Below are 18,684 nucleotides of genomic sequence, written 5' to 3' on the forward strand. Positions count from 1 at the left end.
GTCCTAATACTGCTCAGGACTTGCATTGTTGAATTACTCGTTTACCACACTTTTAAGTGGGTTTACTGGCTTTGCATTGTCATCCAGTAAGTTCATATCAAAGTCAAACTCATCAACACGAATCGCTTTTTCACGTTTCTTGTTGTAATCAATCAGTTTTGCGTACTCTTCTTCGTTGATAACACTTGCAACTAGTGCATTATCAAGCGTTTCTGCAAAACGAACGCCCGGCTTAATAGTTTTAGCACGCAGTGCTTTTTTAACTTTCTTAAGTAAATCAAGGCACGCCATTTTTGCTTTGTACGCTTGCTCATTGATGTAATGACCATCACCTTCAATTGGGTTAACCAAGTGAGTGATTTGCGCTTTAAATGCGGTATCCATTTGCGCTTGAGTCGCAAGTTCACGAATTAAATCATCGCTGATCTTAGGCATCTTCATTGAATAGTTCATAGTAATGAAACGCATAAACTTACGAGTACCACTTGCAGGGAAGTTATCTAAGAACTTATGCAATGCTTCTTCAGCGCTTTGTAGTGCAAAGCGAGTCGCATAGTGGAAGTAAGGCGCAGCTTGCTCACGTTCACTGCTTGCTACTTTTTGCTCGTAGTATTTAATCGATGCCATGGCAGCATATAAGAAGCTCATTACGTCGCCTAAACGTGCAGATAACATTTCTGCTTGTTTAAGTTTGCCACCCAGTACCAATAACGAGAAGTCAGCGTAAACTGCAAGTTTTGCAGATAGTTTGTGCGCTGCTTTTTCGTATTCACGTACTTCGGGTAGTGACGATTTAGCACCCGCAGTAAACGGTAATACACCTAAACGGAAAGCACGTAAGCTGTTAGCTACACTGTAGCCTACTGTTTTACGTAAAATGCTATTGAATTCTTTATCTGCATTTTTGTCTTCGCTGTGGATAGACTCAACCATAGATTGCAGGTAAGGATGACAACGCATTACACCTTGACCAAAAATCATTAAGTTACGAGTAAGAATGTTTGCACCTTCAACCGTGATTGCGATTGGTTGTGCAACATAACCACTTGCTAATGTGTTTTGTGGACCATTTTGAATCGCTTTACCTGCTTGTATATCCATTGCTGAATCAAGCACGTTACGACCAATTTCTGTCATATGGTATTTAGCAATTGCAGTGACTACAGATGGTTTTAAGCCCATGCCTAAACCTTCTGTTGTTAATACACGCATCGCTTCTTGAAGGTAAGTTTTACCTGCGATATCAGCAAGCTTTTCTTGGATGCCTTCGAATTGACCAATCGCAAGACCAAACTGCTCACGAACTGCTGCGTACTCTGAAGCACCTTTAAATGCTACTTGTGATGAACTAACACCAAGCGCCGGTAACGAAATACCACGACCTGCGCCTAAACAGCTAACCAGCATTTGCCAGCCACGACCGATGTTCTTTTGACCACCAATGATGAAATCCATTGGTACAAATACTTTTTCGCCGCGTGTCGTACCATTATAAAAACGGATACCCATAGGATCATGACGATTACCAAGTTCAACACCTGGGTGATCTTTAGGGATAAGCGCACAGGTAATACCTAGGTTTTCTTTGCCACCTAGTAAACCATCAGGGTCAACAACTTTAAATGCTAAACCTAACACTGTCGCAATTGGCGCAAGTGTGATGTAACGTTTGTCCCAGGTAATTTCTAAACCTAACACTTCTTCGCCATTGAACTGACCACGTTTAACAACACCAATATCTGGAATGCCACCCGCATCCGAACCCGCTTCTGGGCTAGTTAGTGCGAAACAAGGAATATCACGACCATTTGCAAGACGTGGTAAGTAGTGATCTTGTTGCTCTTTTGTACCAAAGTGAAGCAATAACTCACCTGGGCCTAATGAGTTAGGAACCATCACGGTTACCGCAACCGCAGAACTCTTCGTCGCGATAGTCGCAACGATTGTAGAGTTTGCATAAGGGCTGAATTCTAAACCGCCGAATGATTTAGGAATGATAAGCGAGAAAAAACGCTCTTTTTTCAAGAAATCAAGAATGTAGTCAGGAAGATGAACACCATTTTGAATTTCAGAATCATCAATCATTGATAATAATTCTTTCACTGGGCCATCTAAGAATGCTTGCTCTTCAGCGCTCAGCTTAGCTGCTGGCACGTCACGAAGTGCATCGAAATCAGGTTTACCTTGGTAGATTGAACCTTCTAACCAAACATCACCCGCATCTAACGCTTCTTGTTCTGTAATTGAAATACTAGGTAATACTTTTTTTAATTTTGTACGTAAGCTCATAATAAACTCATCCGACCAGATAGTAATACCTACATTACGTCATAAAATGAACAATAGATCAATTGGTCCAACCAGTTTTTTTAACATTTTTTTATATTTATTTTTTCTTTGCATGCTAAGCACTTGAATATATTGGGTTTACACGTGTACGCTCAAATACTTTTTTTATCCCGAAATGGTTAACAACTAAAGGCTGATAACAAAAAGCCCAACTAAAAAGTTGGGCTTAGGTATAAATGCTGAAGGAATGGCTTAGAGCTCATCTTCGATGGGGAATAACGAAATAAACCACACTTGAAAACGTCGCCAAGAAGAAGTTTGTGGTTCTTCATCAAACTGCTCATTACTCACTGTGTCGAGCCAAACTAAATCATCCTCTTTAAGCTCGACTTTCCAAGCATATTCGGGCATTTGATTATCAACCCAATGGGCCAAAAAGCGGCTAAGCTTTTTGCTTTCGATTAATACACCCATCTCGGTATTTAAATCAATTGAGCGGGGGTCGAGGTTCATGGTACCCACAAAAATCTTTTCATCATCAAAGGTCATGGTTTTTGCGTGCAAACTTGCCTGTGATGACCCGGTTACTTTACGTCCCGCTTTGCGCTTAATGGCCATTAAGTCACTGGGTTTTAACTCCCACAGCTTAACCCCACCCTTTATAAGATCTTCTCGGTACTTTTTGTAACCAGCATGCACCGCAGATACATCGGTAGCAGCTAAAGAATTAGTGAGTACAGTGACATCAACGCCCTGCTGAGCCCAGTTTGTTAGCAATTTAACGCCCTGCTCACGGGGAATAAAATACGGCGACACAATAATTGCTTTTTGTTTTGGCTCGCCCATTTCTTTAAATAACATTGGCGACATATTGACCGATTTTTCACTGACGTCGTTCATCACCTTATCGGGATGATCATAAAACAACACAGACTTTTGCCAATCGAATTCTATTTCATCGTGCAATAAGCGTTTTACAAAGGCGCTTTCGCGTAATTGCTCAACGTAATTACTCTGCTGATTTTGCTCAACATAGGTCGATAAGGTTTTAGTGATATCAATAAGTGATTGCTCATCACGCTCACCGTGCAAGTCTTCAACAGGGAAAGACAGCTGATGATTCCAATATAAATCAAATGCCTTTGATGCCTCAGGCACTATTTCGCCAACACTCATCACATCTAAATCAATAAATTCAGAGTGATCTTCAGCCGAGAAATACGCATTACCTATGTTGCGCCCACCGGTGATAAAAATTCGATTATCAACAATAAAACTCTTGTTATGCATACGTCTAGAAAGCTGGCTAAAGTTGGTAACAAAACCAAGCGCTCTAAAACGACGGTTAGGAAATGGATTAAATAATCGAACTTCAATATTAGGGTGAACAGCCAGTGCAGCTAAATCAAGCTCACTGTCAGCTTGTGACAAGTCATCGAGCAGCAAGCGAATTCTTACCCCTCTATCTGCGGCTTTTAACAAAAAGGCCGTAAATAAAATGGTAGTTTGCTGCCTGTGATATAAATAGTACTGCACATCAATGGTGTGCTCGGCAGAATCAATGAGTGCTAACCTAGCTACAAAGGCATCGACCCCATCTGCTAAAGGATAAAACCCTGATAACCCAGGATGATTATTACCCACTGCATCTCCTATGGTGCTGGGTGTATCTGCTGCAATGGCATAGCTAGGTTGAATGGACTCTCGTGAAGGTAGCTGCGCACAGCCCGCAGTGATTAAAATAAGTACTACACAAAAAAGTGATTTTGAAGAGTCTATTATCATGGCTTCCTACCAATGACCGTGTGATACACGTATCTGCTTTGTTATAACCCTAATAAATGAAGGGGTTAAAAGCAAATAAAAACTCGTAAGTAAGCGGATAAATTAGAAGAATTAAACGAAGGAAAAATAGTTAAGCAAGCAAGCTTAAGAGCAAGTAATTACGCTACTTGCTCAGTAATATCTGCAATCTCGATCAGTTTGCGATTAAGAATTTTTTTACAACAACCACAACACTTGCCGCACTGGCTACCCACTTGCAGTTCTTTTGATAACTCACGCATTGTCATTGCGCCATCATCAATTGTTTGTTCGATTTTTTTATCAGTCACACCATGACATAAACAGATATACATGAATGCAAACCACTCTCATTTCTCTTGATGGTCAGTATATTAATCTAAACAGTAATAGTTCGCAATAGTGTTATAGGCAATATTTGCATAACTTTTATACCGAAATTTCCAAAATGGCACACAGCTAAAAATTTTCCCTTATGATTTGGGCAGTTAGATCAAGGCGAGTAAAGAAAAAATTTTTAACTTTTTAGGTATTGTTTCGCTCTAGCTATAAGCTATTCTTTAGATTGAAATGCATGCTAGATTTCATCTAATTAGTTTTGATAAATAAGTCATTTTTAATAAAACAACAAAACGAACCCTTTAGTTGGTAATAAAGCACTGCTTTTACTATTTTTATCCAACACTTAATCTTTAACCGAGGACACATGGAAGCGCCTACAGTTGAATTAACTCGTGAGAACTTTAACTCCATCTTTTTTCAGACTTTCATAAAAACGAAAGTGCAACCTGAAATACCTATCTTGAGATGCGCAGTCCCTTTACCTAAAGCGCAGAAATTCAAAGCAAAGTTAATCACTGGTGCTATATTCATCATTGCATGCCTCCTTGTTTGGAAAACACAATCCGGTGCAGGTGCAATTGCCGCTGTGATCATTACTTACCTCAGTTACTATTTAATTCAGATGTTTATCGCCAATAAGCGTTACTTCATCCGTGAATCCCCCTTGTGCGAAATAAAAATAAACCAAGAACAGGTTTACCTGCCCGCACTTTTATTCGATGACAGAAAACCACGAACAATTAAAAGAGAAGATTTACTAAATGTTGAGGCCGTATGGAATTTTACACGCACCAAAAGCGGCTACGATATTAACGATCCACAACCTAGGCGTGCCTATCTATTTTCTGTGATTTTTAAAACTCGCTATGGTGATTCAATTCCTTTAAATGACTGGAGCTTAGAACATCCTGAACTCTTCAAGACACTTGTTGAGTATGATTACCCAGTCACTATGATAAGAACAGCCAAACGCGGGTCACCAATAACAGTTCACATAAAATGGTTCTTCCTATTTACTTTTATGTGTATTTTCATCTACTCACTTATAAAATATGTAATTTAGCGGACTTATAAATATGCAATTGGCAAAGTCACTGCGAACAAGCGCTTTGCCTTGAACTTACGCTTTATTGTTAAACAGCATACCAGAGTGATTACTAGAAGTAGGAGCAAACAAAGAGTTTATCATCGTAGAAACATTACTTTTTACGGCAAGCTGGACTGTATTTATTTCTTCATCAAGTTGTTTATTAAGCTCTAGTAACTCACTTTCTCGTTGTTCTGGAGCTAGCTCTTCGTTACTTTTTAAACTATTAATCTTATTTTGTAACTCCTTTATTTTAGCTACTAGCTCTTGTTGTGTTTGTGATGTTTTCGATTTAGTCTCTACTTCAGGATCAGAGTCGACATCAGTTTCTTGACGTTTTGAGCCTTGAAGGTTTGTTGCTTTTTCACTTGCTGGGTTTAGCTCATTTTTATTTTGCTGATCTAATAATGGCTCTTTTAGAAATGAGGATGTGTACGAAGTTAGCTGCATAGTTTTCCTATCGTTTATTTATTGGCGTTTAACAAAGAAATTTTCGAAAAGAAATCTAATGCATAATTCGTACCCATTAATAAGCCAAACATCTCTAATTCAAACTGCTAGAAATATTCAGTTTCAAATAATTGCTAAAAAGTTTAAATTCTTAATTTCACCAAAAACCAATACTAAAGAATTAAAAATTAACTTTTATGCAACCTTTTTTGATCGCATTTTAAACATCTTCCGTAAGCCTTATTGAAATGGACACGTCGTAACGTCCGAACATACAAAGATATAAGGAAGAACGATGAAATACATACTCTTATTAAGCAGCCTACTCCTGGTAACTGCTTGTAGCGATGACGATGATAACAAAGAAGTCATCACACCACCGCCACCTCCTCCAGTTCAAGAATTCACTCCAAGCAAAACCTATTCTGTAACTTTAAGTGGCAAACAAGAAGTGCCAATGAATGACTCAATGCAAACAGCGACTGCAACAGTAGAGCTTGACGAAAGTTTAATGCAATTTCGTGCAACGCTTGATGCAAGCTCAGTCGAAGGTTTTAGCGCAGCACACATACACGACGGCGATTTAGGCGCTAATGGCGATGTTGCTTTTGCATTTGAAGCCACTACCGATGGTATGTATGAAGTCGCAATCACCGACCTTGATGAAAGTTTAATCGCTGATTTAATGGATGGTGATTGGTACATTAACCTTCATACTGAACAGTATGCAAACGGTGAGCTTCGTGCGCAAATTGTGCCTGATACAACCAGCATCATCACGTTTGTTTTAAACGGCGATCAGCAAGTTCCTATGAATGACAGTGATGCTATGGGTTATGGCTACGCATCTTATGACAGTGCCACAACAGAATTACGACTTCGCGCAGTGACAATGGGTGTTGATGACGCAACAGCTGCTCACATCCACACCGGCAAATTAGGCTCAAATGGTGATGTATTCGTGACTTTAGAGCAAGACGATGAAGTAATGACCGACTGGGTAGTGCCAGAAGGCACCATGATTGACAGCGACACTCTGGCAGTACTTTTAGACGGCGGTCATTATGTTAATGTTCATACGCCTGAATTTGCCGGTGGCGAAATTCGCGGCCAAATCTTAACAGACAACTACGCAGTTGCGACCTTTGACTTGAGTGGTAATCAAGAAGTACCCATGGTGAGCACCATGGCTGATGGTGATGGTTATGCCCTAGTTGATACTACTGACTACAGCGTAGAGCTTACTGTTGTAACGTCAGGCTTGGACGATGCGAGCGCTGCGCATATTCACACAGGTCGTATCGGGACTAATGGCGATGTATTAGTGGCGCTTGAACAATCAATGGATGATAGCAATGTCTGGATGACACCAAGTAATACACAAATCAATGCTGATATTTTTGCAGTGCTTGCTTCTGGCGGTCACTATGTCAATGTTCATACACCTGATAATGCTGGCGGCGAGCTTCGCGGGCAAATCCTAACTAGTAACTATGGCTTTACGAGCTTTAAACTAAGCGGCGAGCAAGAAGTTCCTGCTGTCGAAACTGATGCAAGCGGTGAAGGTTATGCATTAATTAACATGGATAACTATGCTTTAGAACTTGTGGTAAACACAATGGGTGTTGATGACGCGACAGGAGCGCACATTCACACTGGCCGAATTGGCACAAATGGCGATGTGCTCGTTGCACTTGAGCAGTCAACAACTAACGCAGGCATGTGGATGACACCAGCAAATACCATGATCAACGCTGAGATCTTTGAGGTACTTGCATCAGGTGGTCATTACGTTAACGTGCATACACCTGCTAACACTGGTGGCGAAATTAGAGGTCAGATACTAACAGACAACTATCAGCTTGTTACTTTCCCACTTAGTGGTATGCAAGAAGTACCTGCGGTCGATACCATGGCATCAGGAAGTGGTTATGCATTAGTTAATATGGATAATTACCATCTAGAATTAAGAGCTTTAACCGAGGGTGTGAGTGATGCAACTGCAGCGCACATTCATACAGGTCGTATAGGCACCAATGGCGACGTACTTGCCGCGTTAGAACAATCAAGCGATAACATGAATCTATGGCAAACACCTGAAAAAACTATGATTAATGCAGATATTTTTGCAGTACTTGCATCAGGTGGCCACTACGTAAATGTGCATACTCCTGCTAACCCAAGTGGTGAACTACGCGGTCAAATCCTTACTGATAACTATGTGTTTGTAACCTTCCCGTTAAGTGGTGAACAAGAAGTACCCGCGGTTACAACGGATGCATCTGGCGATGGTTATGCACTTGTTAATACAAACGATTATAGCGTTGAGCTGCAAGTACTTACATCGGGTGTAAGCGATGCAAGTGCAGCCCATATTCATACCGGCGTAGCAGGTGAAAATGGCCCTGTGTTAGCTCCTCTTGTTCAAGACAGTGATGATATGAATCGCTGGATGAGTAGCACTGGCTTAATGATCAATGCTGAGATTTTCTCAGTTTTAGCTTCAGGCGGTCATTATGTAAATGTCCATACGCCTGCCAACCCAAACGGTGAGATACGCGGCCAAATTCAATAATTTTATAGAGTCAGAGGCCAAAATACTTGGCCTCTTTAACTTACCTTTCTAGCTCAATTAATTTTACAATAACACCCCTCAGCATCTGAATTAATAAACCGACTATTAAAACCTGCTCGTAAGTTTGCGATTACTAACTCAACAAAGCCATTCTGACTTGAACACGCGAGTCCTTTTGATAATGGCCCTGCATATACAAGCTGTTGATTTTCTGAAACAAGTACTGCGGCAGGTTGAGCGGGTAAAATTTCAGCAACCGCAGATGTTGGTTTAAGTTTTATTACTTTAACACCTTGTTCTGCTGCATAGCTGCTAAGGCTTGTTATGTGCGGTTGTGAACGCGTTGAGCATACACAGGTATTTTCATCAATAATGTACAAGGTATCTGTATTGGTGATGCCAAGCCCCATTCTTTGTTGAAAAGCAGGTAGCCAGTTGGCTGTGGCTAGCTTTTTATCTGGATCAAAGGTGCTAGCTTGTTGAGAGTAAGCAAACACCAAGGCCAATGCCACAGAGGCAACCCAAACCAGGGTTGCCACTATTACCCATTTACTATTTGAATTTAGCAATACCTTGCTCCAGCACATCGATACTTACATCAATTAACTGGACGCGATCGGTGAGTTTTTCAATCATCAGGTTGTCGTTGGCTTGGTTAGCAATTAAGGCTTGTGAATTCTCGGCAATGGCACGTGTATTCCCCGCTTGATTTTGCACTACATGTGCAACCGATTGTGAACTACTTGCGGCAACATTAACCTGCTCTGTCATCTCTGTAATTTGCAGCTTCATCTGTGAGCTAATTGCTGATAACTGTTCGATAAGTGCGACACTACCTTGCATCGACTTGGTTGATGATGCGCTATTTTGCATCAAGCTTTCGAGTGTATTGGTTATTTTATCTGTAGTATTTTTACTTCGTGTTGCCAAATTTCTTACTTCATCAGCAACAACCGCAAAGCCACGGCCTTGCTCACCAGCTCGAGCAGCTTCAATTGCGGCGTTTAGCGCAAGTAAATTCGTTTGCTCAGCAATTGACGAAATCTCATTAAGTAATTCAGAGATATGCGAACATGCACTTACAAGTTGGCTAATGTTTTGGTCTGCTTCTTGAAGGTTATTGGCAAGTTCAGCTGTTTTACTGTCTGTATTCGCTACTTCATTTAGTGCTTCTGTTGCACTTAAATGGAGCTGCTCAAACTGTGTTTGCAGCTCATTACTTTCATGTTCAACATGAGCAAAGCCTTCAGAAACTCGTTCACCCGACTGCGCTATATCCGTCGATAACTGCTCACGCTTAACAGCTTGCTCATGTAATTCGTCATGTACTTCAAGTAATTGTTTAGACTGATTTTTTAAAACACTACTTTGACTTTGAACATCACCTATCACAGTGGATACAAAACCCAGTAAGCGGTTAAAACCCGCCACAGCTTCACTATGTCTATCATCCGCTCTTAAACTAATATTAATGCTGTTTTCGTCGGCCATTATCTGCTCTGTCGTTGTACTTAACGATAAGCCTGAACTGCGTTCAAGATGGAGGGTTTTAGCAATGTAACCCGCTACAATTGCTTCAACAATGGCATATACGGCATGAATAAGTACGGTGCTAAAATACAATCTGTCTGGGTCAAAAACGTATAAACCGACTTCGTTTATCTGTAAAAAGTAAAAGCTCAAATGGTGAACGGCCACAAAAGTAAGTGCTGTAATGAACACTCGCCATTCAACAAACATGATCAATACGGCCATTAAAATAAAAATTTCAAAGTGAACTTCAATGAGGCCGTAGCTTTGTTGGATGTGTAAAAACGAAAACATCATGCAACCGGCAGCAACAACATGAGCTGTTAATTTGCTCGTTGGGTATTTATGGAGCATCCAAAGCGGTAAAGACAGCAGTAATAAACCGGTTACCACACCCGTTATCAAAGTCGAATAGATGAAGCCTAAAACCAAAGACTCAATAAATAAGAGAAGGAACAAATAAGTAAAAAGGCGGCGCACGCTCGTCATAGATAAAGCCTTAATTATTAGATAATTTACAAAAACACAATTAATCGAGCCAATACGGTTTGATGCGAATCATGGTTCACTTTATTAATTGCAATAGTGCTCTAAATTGATCTGTCCCTGCTTTTTCTAGCCATTGAAATATCACACTTTCTGTACATGTAATAATAGCACCTGCTGCCAATAGTTGCTTAATCGCCAGCTCTTTATGTTTTTCATTACGTGATGCGATGGCATCTTCCACTACAAACACTTGATAACCATTGGCAATTAAGTCTAAACAAGTTTGCAGTACACAAACATGTGACTCCGTACCCGTTACCACCACTTGTTTACGGTCAAAGCCAGCCAATTGATTGTTAAATTGCGCTTCTTGGCATGCGCTAAAATGTATTTTGTGATAGCAATTGTTGTCATTTATAAAGGGTAAAAGCTGTTCACTACTTTTACCTAACTTGGTTGGATTTTGTTCGGTAAATAAATAGGGAATATCTAATGCCTTAGCTGCTTTAATCAACTTTTCTGTGTAATTAACAGCTTGATTAAAATCGTTTATAACCGGCTCAAGCCCTGCTTGTAGGTCAATAATCAATAACAAAGCATGATTTTTTTGACTTATAAATGAATGGCGCATCACTTTCTCTGATAAATAACAATTGAACTAGTTATAGCATAGGTTTTAATTTCAATACCAAGTAGACCTTATTACTAATTTAACTTTTCAGAACCGTTATTTACGGTCATAATTGTGCTATATTTTGTTAAAAATTATGCGTAAATAATAATTTAGGGTTAATCAGTCAGTGCCTAAACTTTTTCTTTTGATTCTCAGTCTGCTTTTCTTCACGCTAACTTCAACTGTGTTTGCGCAAAATTACGCTTTGCAAATGCAGCGAATTTCGACTGATGAAGGCCTTACACAAGGCAGTGTAACTAAAATTATACAAGATGATTTAGGCTTCATTTGGATAGGCACCTACCAAGGGTTAAATCGATACGATGGTTATCAGGTATCGCCTTTTGCTGGAGAGTTCATTCTTGATCAGCGGCAAATTACCGCAATGCACAAAACTGAAGACGGAAACATTTTTGTCAGTACCGAATTCTCAGGTGCTTTTTTTATTGATCCTAAAACCCTGAAAGTTGAAAAAATTTACTCTGGCAAACTCGATCCAGAAGATGTTTTCTTCTCGCCCATTTTAGCTGTTACTGAAGATGACAACTTTTTTTACTTCGCAATTGCTCAGCATGTTTATTCATACAACAAACTATCTAAAAAGTTTTTGCATGAATTTTCAATCAATAAGGAAGAGCATATCGTGCGAGCTCTCACCTTACACGACAACTTTTTATATATAGGCACTTCGGATGGGCTTTTTTCAAAAAATCTTGCTGATGAACATATCTCGCATATTCCACTGACAGATAAAACACATACCACAGAAGATAATAAAAACGTTAAATTTTTAAAGGTCGATACTGAGCTCGGCTTACTTGTAGGCACAGTAGAGGGAATGTTCAATATCCCACTAAAGGCCAATCGTTTGACGTTTGATAAGGTAAAACTATTAATCCCTAACTTAAATATTTGGGACTATTCTGTTAGCTCGTTCGGTGAGTATATCGTCACTGAAAAAGGCTTGTTCGAATTTAATCGCGAAACTATGTCTATTGAGTTCATCTTAAACTTTGAACAGAGTAAGTACTTAATGACTGACAATACAATCCAAGATGTGATGGTTGATAAAACTGGGCTGCTTTGGCTTGCATCGCGCTCTCAAGGGGTATTTACATGGTCAACACTGGCAAGGCGTTTCAAGCATATTGAATTAAAAAACAACCAAGTTAGCTTCAATAATAATATCTGGACGGTATTACAAGATCAAAAAAATACGATTTGGATTGGCACTGATAATGGCCTAATGAAGTACAACCAGCCAACTAAAAAGATTACACCATTCTTAGTGAGCAACGATGAGAAAGCATTTCACGGCCAACACGGTATTTATGGTATTGCTGAAGCAAATATTGACGATAGTGACCGCTATTTATGGCTAATGAAATATATTGGCCTTGTACTTTTTGATAAACAAACTGGCAAATTAGCGCCCTTAAAAGGCAATGCAGAAACCATACACCTTATAGAATACGGCCCTAACTGGGGCTTTAGTGCAATGGGCAATGATCAATTTGCATTTTTGGATGAACAAAACTTTTATAAATATAACGGAAAAACAGGTGAACTTGTCACAATTAAAGGATTAAAAGAACAAGTCGACATAGTTAATGCTCATGGTTTTTTAAAGCCACTTCCCGATTACCCCGACGAGTATGTACTCAGTATGTCGGGCAAGTTGTATCGCTACAATGAGCAGACTGAAAAGTTGACACTTATATACCAAACAGAAAACTATAACCCATTAGCGTTCTATACTATTGATGACTGGGTGATAGATTATAATAACACTCTTTGGCTTGGTTCATCAGATGAAGGGCTTATCGGCATTGATGCTAAAACTTATGAGGTTAAACATCGCATTAATATGCAATCAGGGTTGAAAGCTAAATCTGTTTTTGGATTGCAAATAGATCGTTTTGGCTTTTTATGGCTGGGTACACAAAATGGCCTTTACCGACTTGATTTAAGCTCTTTAGAACTTGACAGTTATTTTATTCGTGATGGTTTAACCGTAAATGAATTTAACATTGATTCCGACACTACATTACATAATGGACAACTTGCATTTGGCACAACACGTGGCGTACTTTTACTTTCACCGGAGGACTTTTTATCATCCCCTGTTGAGGCTGGCAATATAAATACCGAAATCACCAATGTGTCGTTACTATCGCGTGAGCTCAACTACCACCCCTACAAATATATAAACACGCCTCTTCAGATCACTTCTGAAGATATGGGCTTGGCTGTTACCTTTTCTAATTTTGATACTATTAATAAAGATAAAACATCGTATAAAGTGACCCTTGATGGACCAACGTCACTTGAATACAACAAGCTAACGACCAACGAAGTTTTCTTTACTAAATTGCCACCAGGTGATTATGTTTTATCGGTAACATCGTCAACAGAATTAAACGATGCAATATCTTCAACTAGACAACTAAGGTTTAATGTTGCACATGCACCTTGGTCATCTCCTATTGCCGTTACAAGCTATGTTATTATCGTCTTAGTTATTTTATTTTTCATCTTTTGGCAATATCGTGCTCGTCAACAAATGATAGGACGCGCTCACGCAGAAGTAGTAAAATCACAGCAGCAAACTGAACTTGCCTTGAGTAGCACCAAAAGTGGTGTTTGGGAAATAAACCTTGCAGAACAATTTTTAAGAACGACACGTTTTTCTGCTGAACTTGGTTATGATGAGTACAAAGATGGTATAAACCTTAAAGAATTTATAAACTTAGTTCACCCACATGATCACAATTATGTTACTAACCAGTGGCAAATCTTTTGTAAACAAACTAATAATGAACAATGGAACATTACTTACCGGTTAAAACATAAAAATGGGGGTTGGCTTTGGTACGAAGATATTGGCCGCATTGTTGCAACTGATGAAACTAATCGTCCTCTAAAAATTACCGGTATCTATACCAATATTACTGAACAGCGCGCTAATGCACAGCAGGCGAGTGTGCTCGGAGAAGCGTTCGGACAAATAAATGACTGGTTATTAATTTTAGACAATCAACTTAAACCATTTTCTGCTAATGCCAGCTTTGGTGAAGCATTCGCTACGCCAAACAATATTGCAGAGCTAACTAGCAGCGACTTTATTGCTGCAATTGGTCGAAGCAAATATATTGAATATATCAATGTATTAAAAACACTTAAACCAAAACAGAACTGGAAAACAGAAGCTGTTATTCGCACTCTAAAAAGCCCAGCACATCCCGTTCATATAAGTGTTACTGCCGTGGCCAAAGAAAACCACACAATTAGCTATTATGTGATTGTTATTTCTGACTTAACAGAGCAAAAACGCGCTGAAGACGATTTACGCTATTTAGCGAATTATGACCCACTCACAGGGCTGCCAAATCGAACTCTGATGCATTCAAAAATTAGTCAATGCATAAGTAATGCTAAAAAGCACAATAAACTCGCAGCATTGCTGTTTATAGATTTAGATAAATTCAAACCGGTTAATGACTCATTCGGTCATGCTGTAGGCGACCAATTACTGTGTGATATAACACAAAGAGTAAGCCTGATCTTACCCGAAAACGCGGTTATAGGCCGCCAAAGTGGTGATGAATTCTTAGTCCTTATTAAAGACTTACATTCGCCACAAACTCTCAGTGAGCTGGTTAAAAAGTTAACTGACGAGCTAGCAAGCAAAGTCATTATCGACGATTTTTCAATTAATATTTCTGCAAGTGTTGGTGTGGCTCTTTACCCATTTGATGCAAAAACTGCAGATGATTTAATTAAAAATTCTGATATAGCCATGATGCACGCAAAGCAATCTGGCCGGAACAATTTTAAATATTTCACGGAGCAAATGAATAACCAGCTAACCAAAAAGCTATTACTTGAAAATGCCTTAAAAGATGCCTTTAAAGATGATGAGTTATTTAATAATTATCAACCTATCGTTAATGCCAAAACTAAAAAAATAAACGGCGTAGAGCTTTTAATGCGCTGGAAGAACGAACAAGGTTTTGTATCACCAGCAGAGTTTATCCCTATTGCCGAGGAGATTGGCTTAATTGATGCGCTGACTGAGCAAGCACTTGATAGAGCACTAACAGAGCTGCTACCAATGCTTCGTGCTAATCCACAGTTTTATTTGTCATTAAACCTGTCGCCAACGCATATTTTAAAATCGAACTTAACTGAGCGCTTACTACTGATTTTAAATAATCATATGGTTAAACCTGTTCAGCTGCGCCTTGAAATTACAGAAAACACGCTTTTAGAAGATAAAGAGAAAGCATCAAAGCAACTACAAAAACTTAAAAATGCTGGTTTCAAACTTTTACTTGATGACTTTGGTACAGGTTACTCGTCACTAACATACCTTAGCCAATTCCCGATTGATGTGATCAAAATTGATCAAAGCTTTGTGCGCAATATCGGCCAAGATAAGAGTAATGAATCAATTATTAAAACCATTCATGCGCTGTCATCAAATTTAGGTTTATATTGTATAGCTGAAGGGGTTGAGACCAGTGAGCAAATCAGCTTCTTAACCGAAATGGGCTGCGAAGATTTACAAGGTTATTATTTTGCCAAACCCATGTTGGCCGATGACCTAATAGCAGAAAGCACGATTCAGGCAGTTATTGATCGACTAAACGCGCTTTAAGCCATTTATTTAGGCATCGGTATAGCTCATCTTTGTTAATTGGTTTAGAGATAAAGTCATCCATGCCCGCCATAAGGCAACGTTTCTGATCATCTTCAAAGGCGTTCGCCGTAATAGCGATAATGATTGCTTCGCCATAAAGCGCAGGGTTTTGTTTGATTTCGTGTGTACATTGATAGCCATCCATGTGCGGCATTTGGCAGTCCATCAAAATAATGTCTGCTGTAAAGCTTTTAAGCTCTTTAAGCGCCTCTAAACCATCATTGGCCTTTTTAATAGTACACTGGGTGTCCTGCATCATCTTTTCCAGCACAATTTGATTTACAGGGTTATCTTCAACAATTAATACGTTAATGCCACTTAGAATTGGCTTGTCTATACTTTGCTCTGCCTTTTCCTCTGCACCACTTTCAGTCACAGGCACGACAATAGTGAATTCACTTCCCTCACCTTCATGACTCACTAAAGAGAGTTCTCCATCCATAAGCTCAATAATGCGCTTACTAATGGTTAGTCCTAACCCAGTACCTCCATATTTACGGGTGGTGGATATATCGGCTTGGGTAAATTCAGTAAATAATTTTACTTGCTGATCCGCTGAAATACCTATACCTGTATCGCGAATTTTTATTTCTAGTGCATTATTTGCCATTTGGCAGTGCATGTTTATTTCACCTAACTCAGTAAATTTGCCAGCGTTACTCAAGATATTGTTGACGACTTGGCTAAATCTGAGTGGATCTAAACGGATATAATCAGGGATATCATCCGCAATACTAAGGTTAAATTGAACCCCTGGCTTAACGCTGGTAGTGCTAAAGATTTTAGCTAACTGAGCAAGTAACGATTTAACCTCAACAGCGCGATTTTCAAGTTTAAGTGCACCAGCTTCAATTTTAGAGAAATCTAAAATATCGTTTAAAATCAACAGTAAGTTATTTGCACTTTGGTGTATCATTGCCAGCTCATCGCGCTCACTTTCTGGCAGATTAGGATTTTCTAACAATAGTTGAGTCATCCCCAAAATACCATTTAGTGGAGTACGAATTTCGTGACTCATATTTGCTAAAAACTGAGATTTAGTGCGGTTAGCCTGATTCGCTAAACGCACAGCTTCGACTAATTCGTTTGTTTTATCATTAACCTGCTGCTCGAGCTGAGAATTAAAATCTGTCAATTTATTATTTAATAATTCGTTTTCATGGTTCGCTTGATGTAAGCGATTAAAATTAAGCACAAGCTTGTTTGCTAAACTCGAAAACTGAGACTGCAAACGACTTACCTCGAGCCAGGTTTCTGGTAAGTCAGTATCAGTGATTGCACGTTCAGGTTCAAATTTATCGATTTGTTCAGCCAGCTTTTCAATTGGAGCAATTAACCAGCGGCTTAACTGAGTGATAAACACACTAGTTAATAAAATAATGAACAAAACCATTACTAAAGACTGACCCCATGCACTCACAGCAACATTGTTTGCGTGTTTGCGATTAAGCATGGTCATCACAATCCAATTATGTTCAGTAGAGCGAGCTTCCCTAGCGTAATACTGTTGCTCATCTTCCGCATCAAACATTTTAAAACGCGCTTCATCAGCAAACGAGTCTATCTCATCGTCAGTTAATTGTTGTAACTCTCTAAAATCATCCAGGGTGCTAAATACTACTTTATTGGTGGGATCTAAAATCAATAGCTCCCCCTGGTAACTAAATAGGCTTGGTCTGAGGCCTGCAAAATAATCAAACATCAGTGAGCCTTCAACAACCCCTGTAAAGGTGTCTTCAATATAAATCGGAGCTGATACTGCAACAATCGGTAAAGAGCCAAAGCCACGGCCTTTAAAAATTGTTGAGATATAACCAAGTTTATTATTCGGTGCATTTATAAAATAGTCACGATCAGCCACATTGGGGCGTATGTTTGATTGCTGCAAACTAATCGCTAACGATTGTGGGTAAAAATGAGTAACATTGGCCAGTGCATCAGCAATGATCTGCGTTCGAAAGTCAGGATACAAGTTAGCCATATTTTCAAGCGCAATCTGCCGAGGAACACCATTGGCAATACTTCGAGCCGTTAATACCAAGCCTTTTTTATGATGATCGAGGTGAGCATCAATCATCCGTGCAATTTCCTTCGCTTTCTCTTTTAACTGCTCATTTATCTCGTACTCAATACGTGAATAATGGTTATTGGTTAGTACTATTGAGGTTAAAATAACCACCAACACTACCAATAAGGTCACAACATAGTTAAGAATTTTGTATAAAGACGAATAGTGTTTGTGCCATGAATAGCGGCTAAAAAAGAAGCTCAATAAATCAATAACAGATAAGTAGATAGCCGCATTTAAACAGTATTTAGCAAGCGCAATGGCAATAGTTAGGATTGGTAAACCTAAAAAGAAATGCCCAAAGCTCCAAAGTAGCGGCAGACCAATCACAAACCAAAACAGCATGCCCCTTAAAAAAACTGGGCGCGATTTTGATAAGCAAAACCACTGCAAACATATCAGTTCTAAGGCAAATACAATGGAAGGCCACGCATGCCCCCAACGGTAAAAAATAAACCCTGTACTTAAAATGAAAGTGATTATTGCAAACCGCCACCCAAGCAGCAGTAAGCTTAAGATCACAAAAAACTGGCCAAGAATAAATTCTGAGCTATCTAGAAACCAAATTGGCAGTAAATTAACAACTCCAGCAATACAACCAAGCAGTAGTGCAGCTAAAAAGTTAAAATATGAAGACTTATTTTGAAGCAAAAAAGGTATCCTAACTTCATAGTGA

At 39.3% G+C, this 18,684-nt stretch carries 11 protein-coding genes; 3 read left to right on the plus strand and 8 right to left on the minus strand.

Annotated features, from left to right (window positions below; all coding sequences use genetic code 11):
- Positions 1-33: 33 nt before the first annotated feature.
- The 3 genes from QUE86_RS16490 to QUE86_RS16500 form a co-directional block, all read right to left on the minus strand.
- On the minus strand, positions 34-2,289 hold the full coding sequence (locus QUE86_RS16490; RefSeq protein ID WP_286260664.1) for an acyl-CoA dehydrogenase: 2,256 nt from the start codon (positions 2,287-2,289) through the stop codon (positions 34-36).
- Positions 2,290-2,541: 252 nt separating this feature from the next.
- Entirely contained in the window at positions 2,542-4,074 is a 1,533-nt protein-coding gene (locus tag QUE86_RS16495) for a phospholipase D family protein (RefSeq protein ID WP_286260665.1), read from the minus strand.
- Positions 4,075-4,232: 158 nt separating this feature from the next.
- Positions 4,233-4,427: a (2Fe-2S)-binding protein gene (locus tag QUE86_RS16500; RefSeq protein WP_105181791.1), complete on the minus strand. Its 195-nt coding sequence runs from the start codon at positions 4,425-4,427 to the stop codon at positions 4,233-4,235.
- A gap of 371 nt (positions 4,428-4,798) precedes the next feature.
- On the opposite strand from QUE86_RS16500, the gene QUE86_RS16505 reads away from it, so the two are divergent.
- The gene (locus QUE86_RS16505) at positions 4,799-5,497 is read left to right on the plus strand and encodes a hypothetical protein (RefSeq protein ID WP_167657499.1); all 699 of its coding nucleotides are present in this window, start codon (positions 4,799-4,801) and stop codon (positions 5,495-5,497) included.
- A 57-nt stretch (positions 5,498-5,554) separates the two neighbouring features.
- Here the strand turns inward: QUE86_RS16505 and QUE86_RS16510 are convergent, their stop codons facing one another.
- Entirely contained in the window at positions 5,555-5,971 is a 417-nt protein-coding gene (locus tag QUE86_RS16510; RefSeq protein ID WP_167657498.1) for a hypothetical protein, read from the minus strand.
- A 295-nt stretch (positions 5,972-6,266) separates the two neighbouring features.
- Between QUE86_RS16510 and QUE86_RS16515 the strand changes: the two genes are divergently transcribed.
- Positions 6,267-8,546, plus strand: a complete 2,280-nt coding sequence (locus QUE86_RS16515) for a CHRD domain-containing protein (RefSeq protein WP_286260666.1) — start codon at positions 6,267-6,269, stop codon at positions 8,544-8,546.
- 53 nt (positions 8,547-8,599) lie between these two features.
- On the opposite strand, the gene QUE86_RS16520 is transcribed toward QUE86_RS16515, so the two are convergent.
- The 3 genes from QUE86_RS16520 to QUE86_RS16530 all read right to left on the minus strand — a co-directional run bounded on the left by QUE86_RS16520 (position 8,600) and on the right by QUE86_RS16530 (position 11,196).
- The gene (locus tag QUE86_RS16520; RefSeq protein WP_130052742.1) at positions 8,600-9,085 is read right to left on the minus strand and encodes a DUF6436 domain-containing protein; all 486 of its coding nucleotides are present in this window, start codon (positions 9,083-9,085) and stop codon (positions 8,600-8,602) included.
- A 13-nt stretch (positions 9,086-9,098) separates the two neighbouring features.
- Positions 9,099-10,565 (minus strand): methyl-accepting chemotaxis protein, encoded by a 1,467-nt coding sequence (locus QUE86_RS16525; RefSeq protein ID WP_130052743.1) that lies wholly within the window; start codon positions 10,563-10,565, stop codon positions 9,099-9,101.
- A 76-nt stretch (positions 10,566-10,641) separates the two neighbouring features.
- Positions 10,642-11,196 (minus strand): isochorismatase family protein, encoded by a 555-nt coding sequence (locus tag QUE86_RS16530; protein ID WP_286260667.1) that lies wholly within the window; start codon positions 11,194-11,196, stop codon positions 10,642-10,644.
- 253 nt (positions 11,197-11,449) lie between these two features.
- On the opposite strand from QUE86_RS16530, the gene QUE86_RS16535 reads away from it, so the two are divergent.
- Positions 11,450-15,898 (plus strand): EAL domain-containing protein, encoded by a 4,449-nt coding sequence (locus tag QUE86_RS16535; protein WP_130052745.1) that lies wholly within the window; start codon positions 11,450-11,452, stop codon positions 15,896-15,898.
- Here QUE86_RS16535 and QUE86_RS16540 read toward each other — a convergent pair.
- On the minus strand, positions 15,873-18,659 hold the full coding sequence (locus tag QUE86_RS16540; protein ID WP_286260668.1) for a response regulator: 2,787 nt from the start codon (positions 18,657-18,659) through the stop codon (positions 15,873-15,875). The two genes, QUE86_RS16535 and QUE86_RS16540, sit on opposite strands and share 26 nt — an antisense overlap.
- Between the last annotated feature and the right edge of the window lie 25 nt (positions 18,660-18,684).

It is taken from the genome of Pseudoalteromonas apostichopi (assembly GCF_030297135.1).
Lineage (GTDB): Bacteria > Pseudomonadota > Gammaproteobacteria > Enterobacterales > Alteromonadaceae > Pseudoalteromonas > Pseudoalteromonas apostichopi.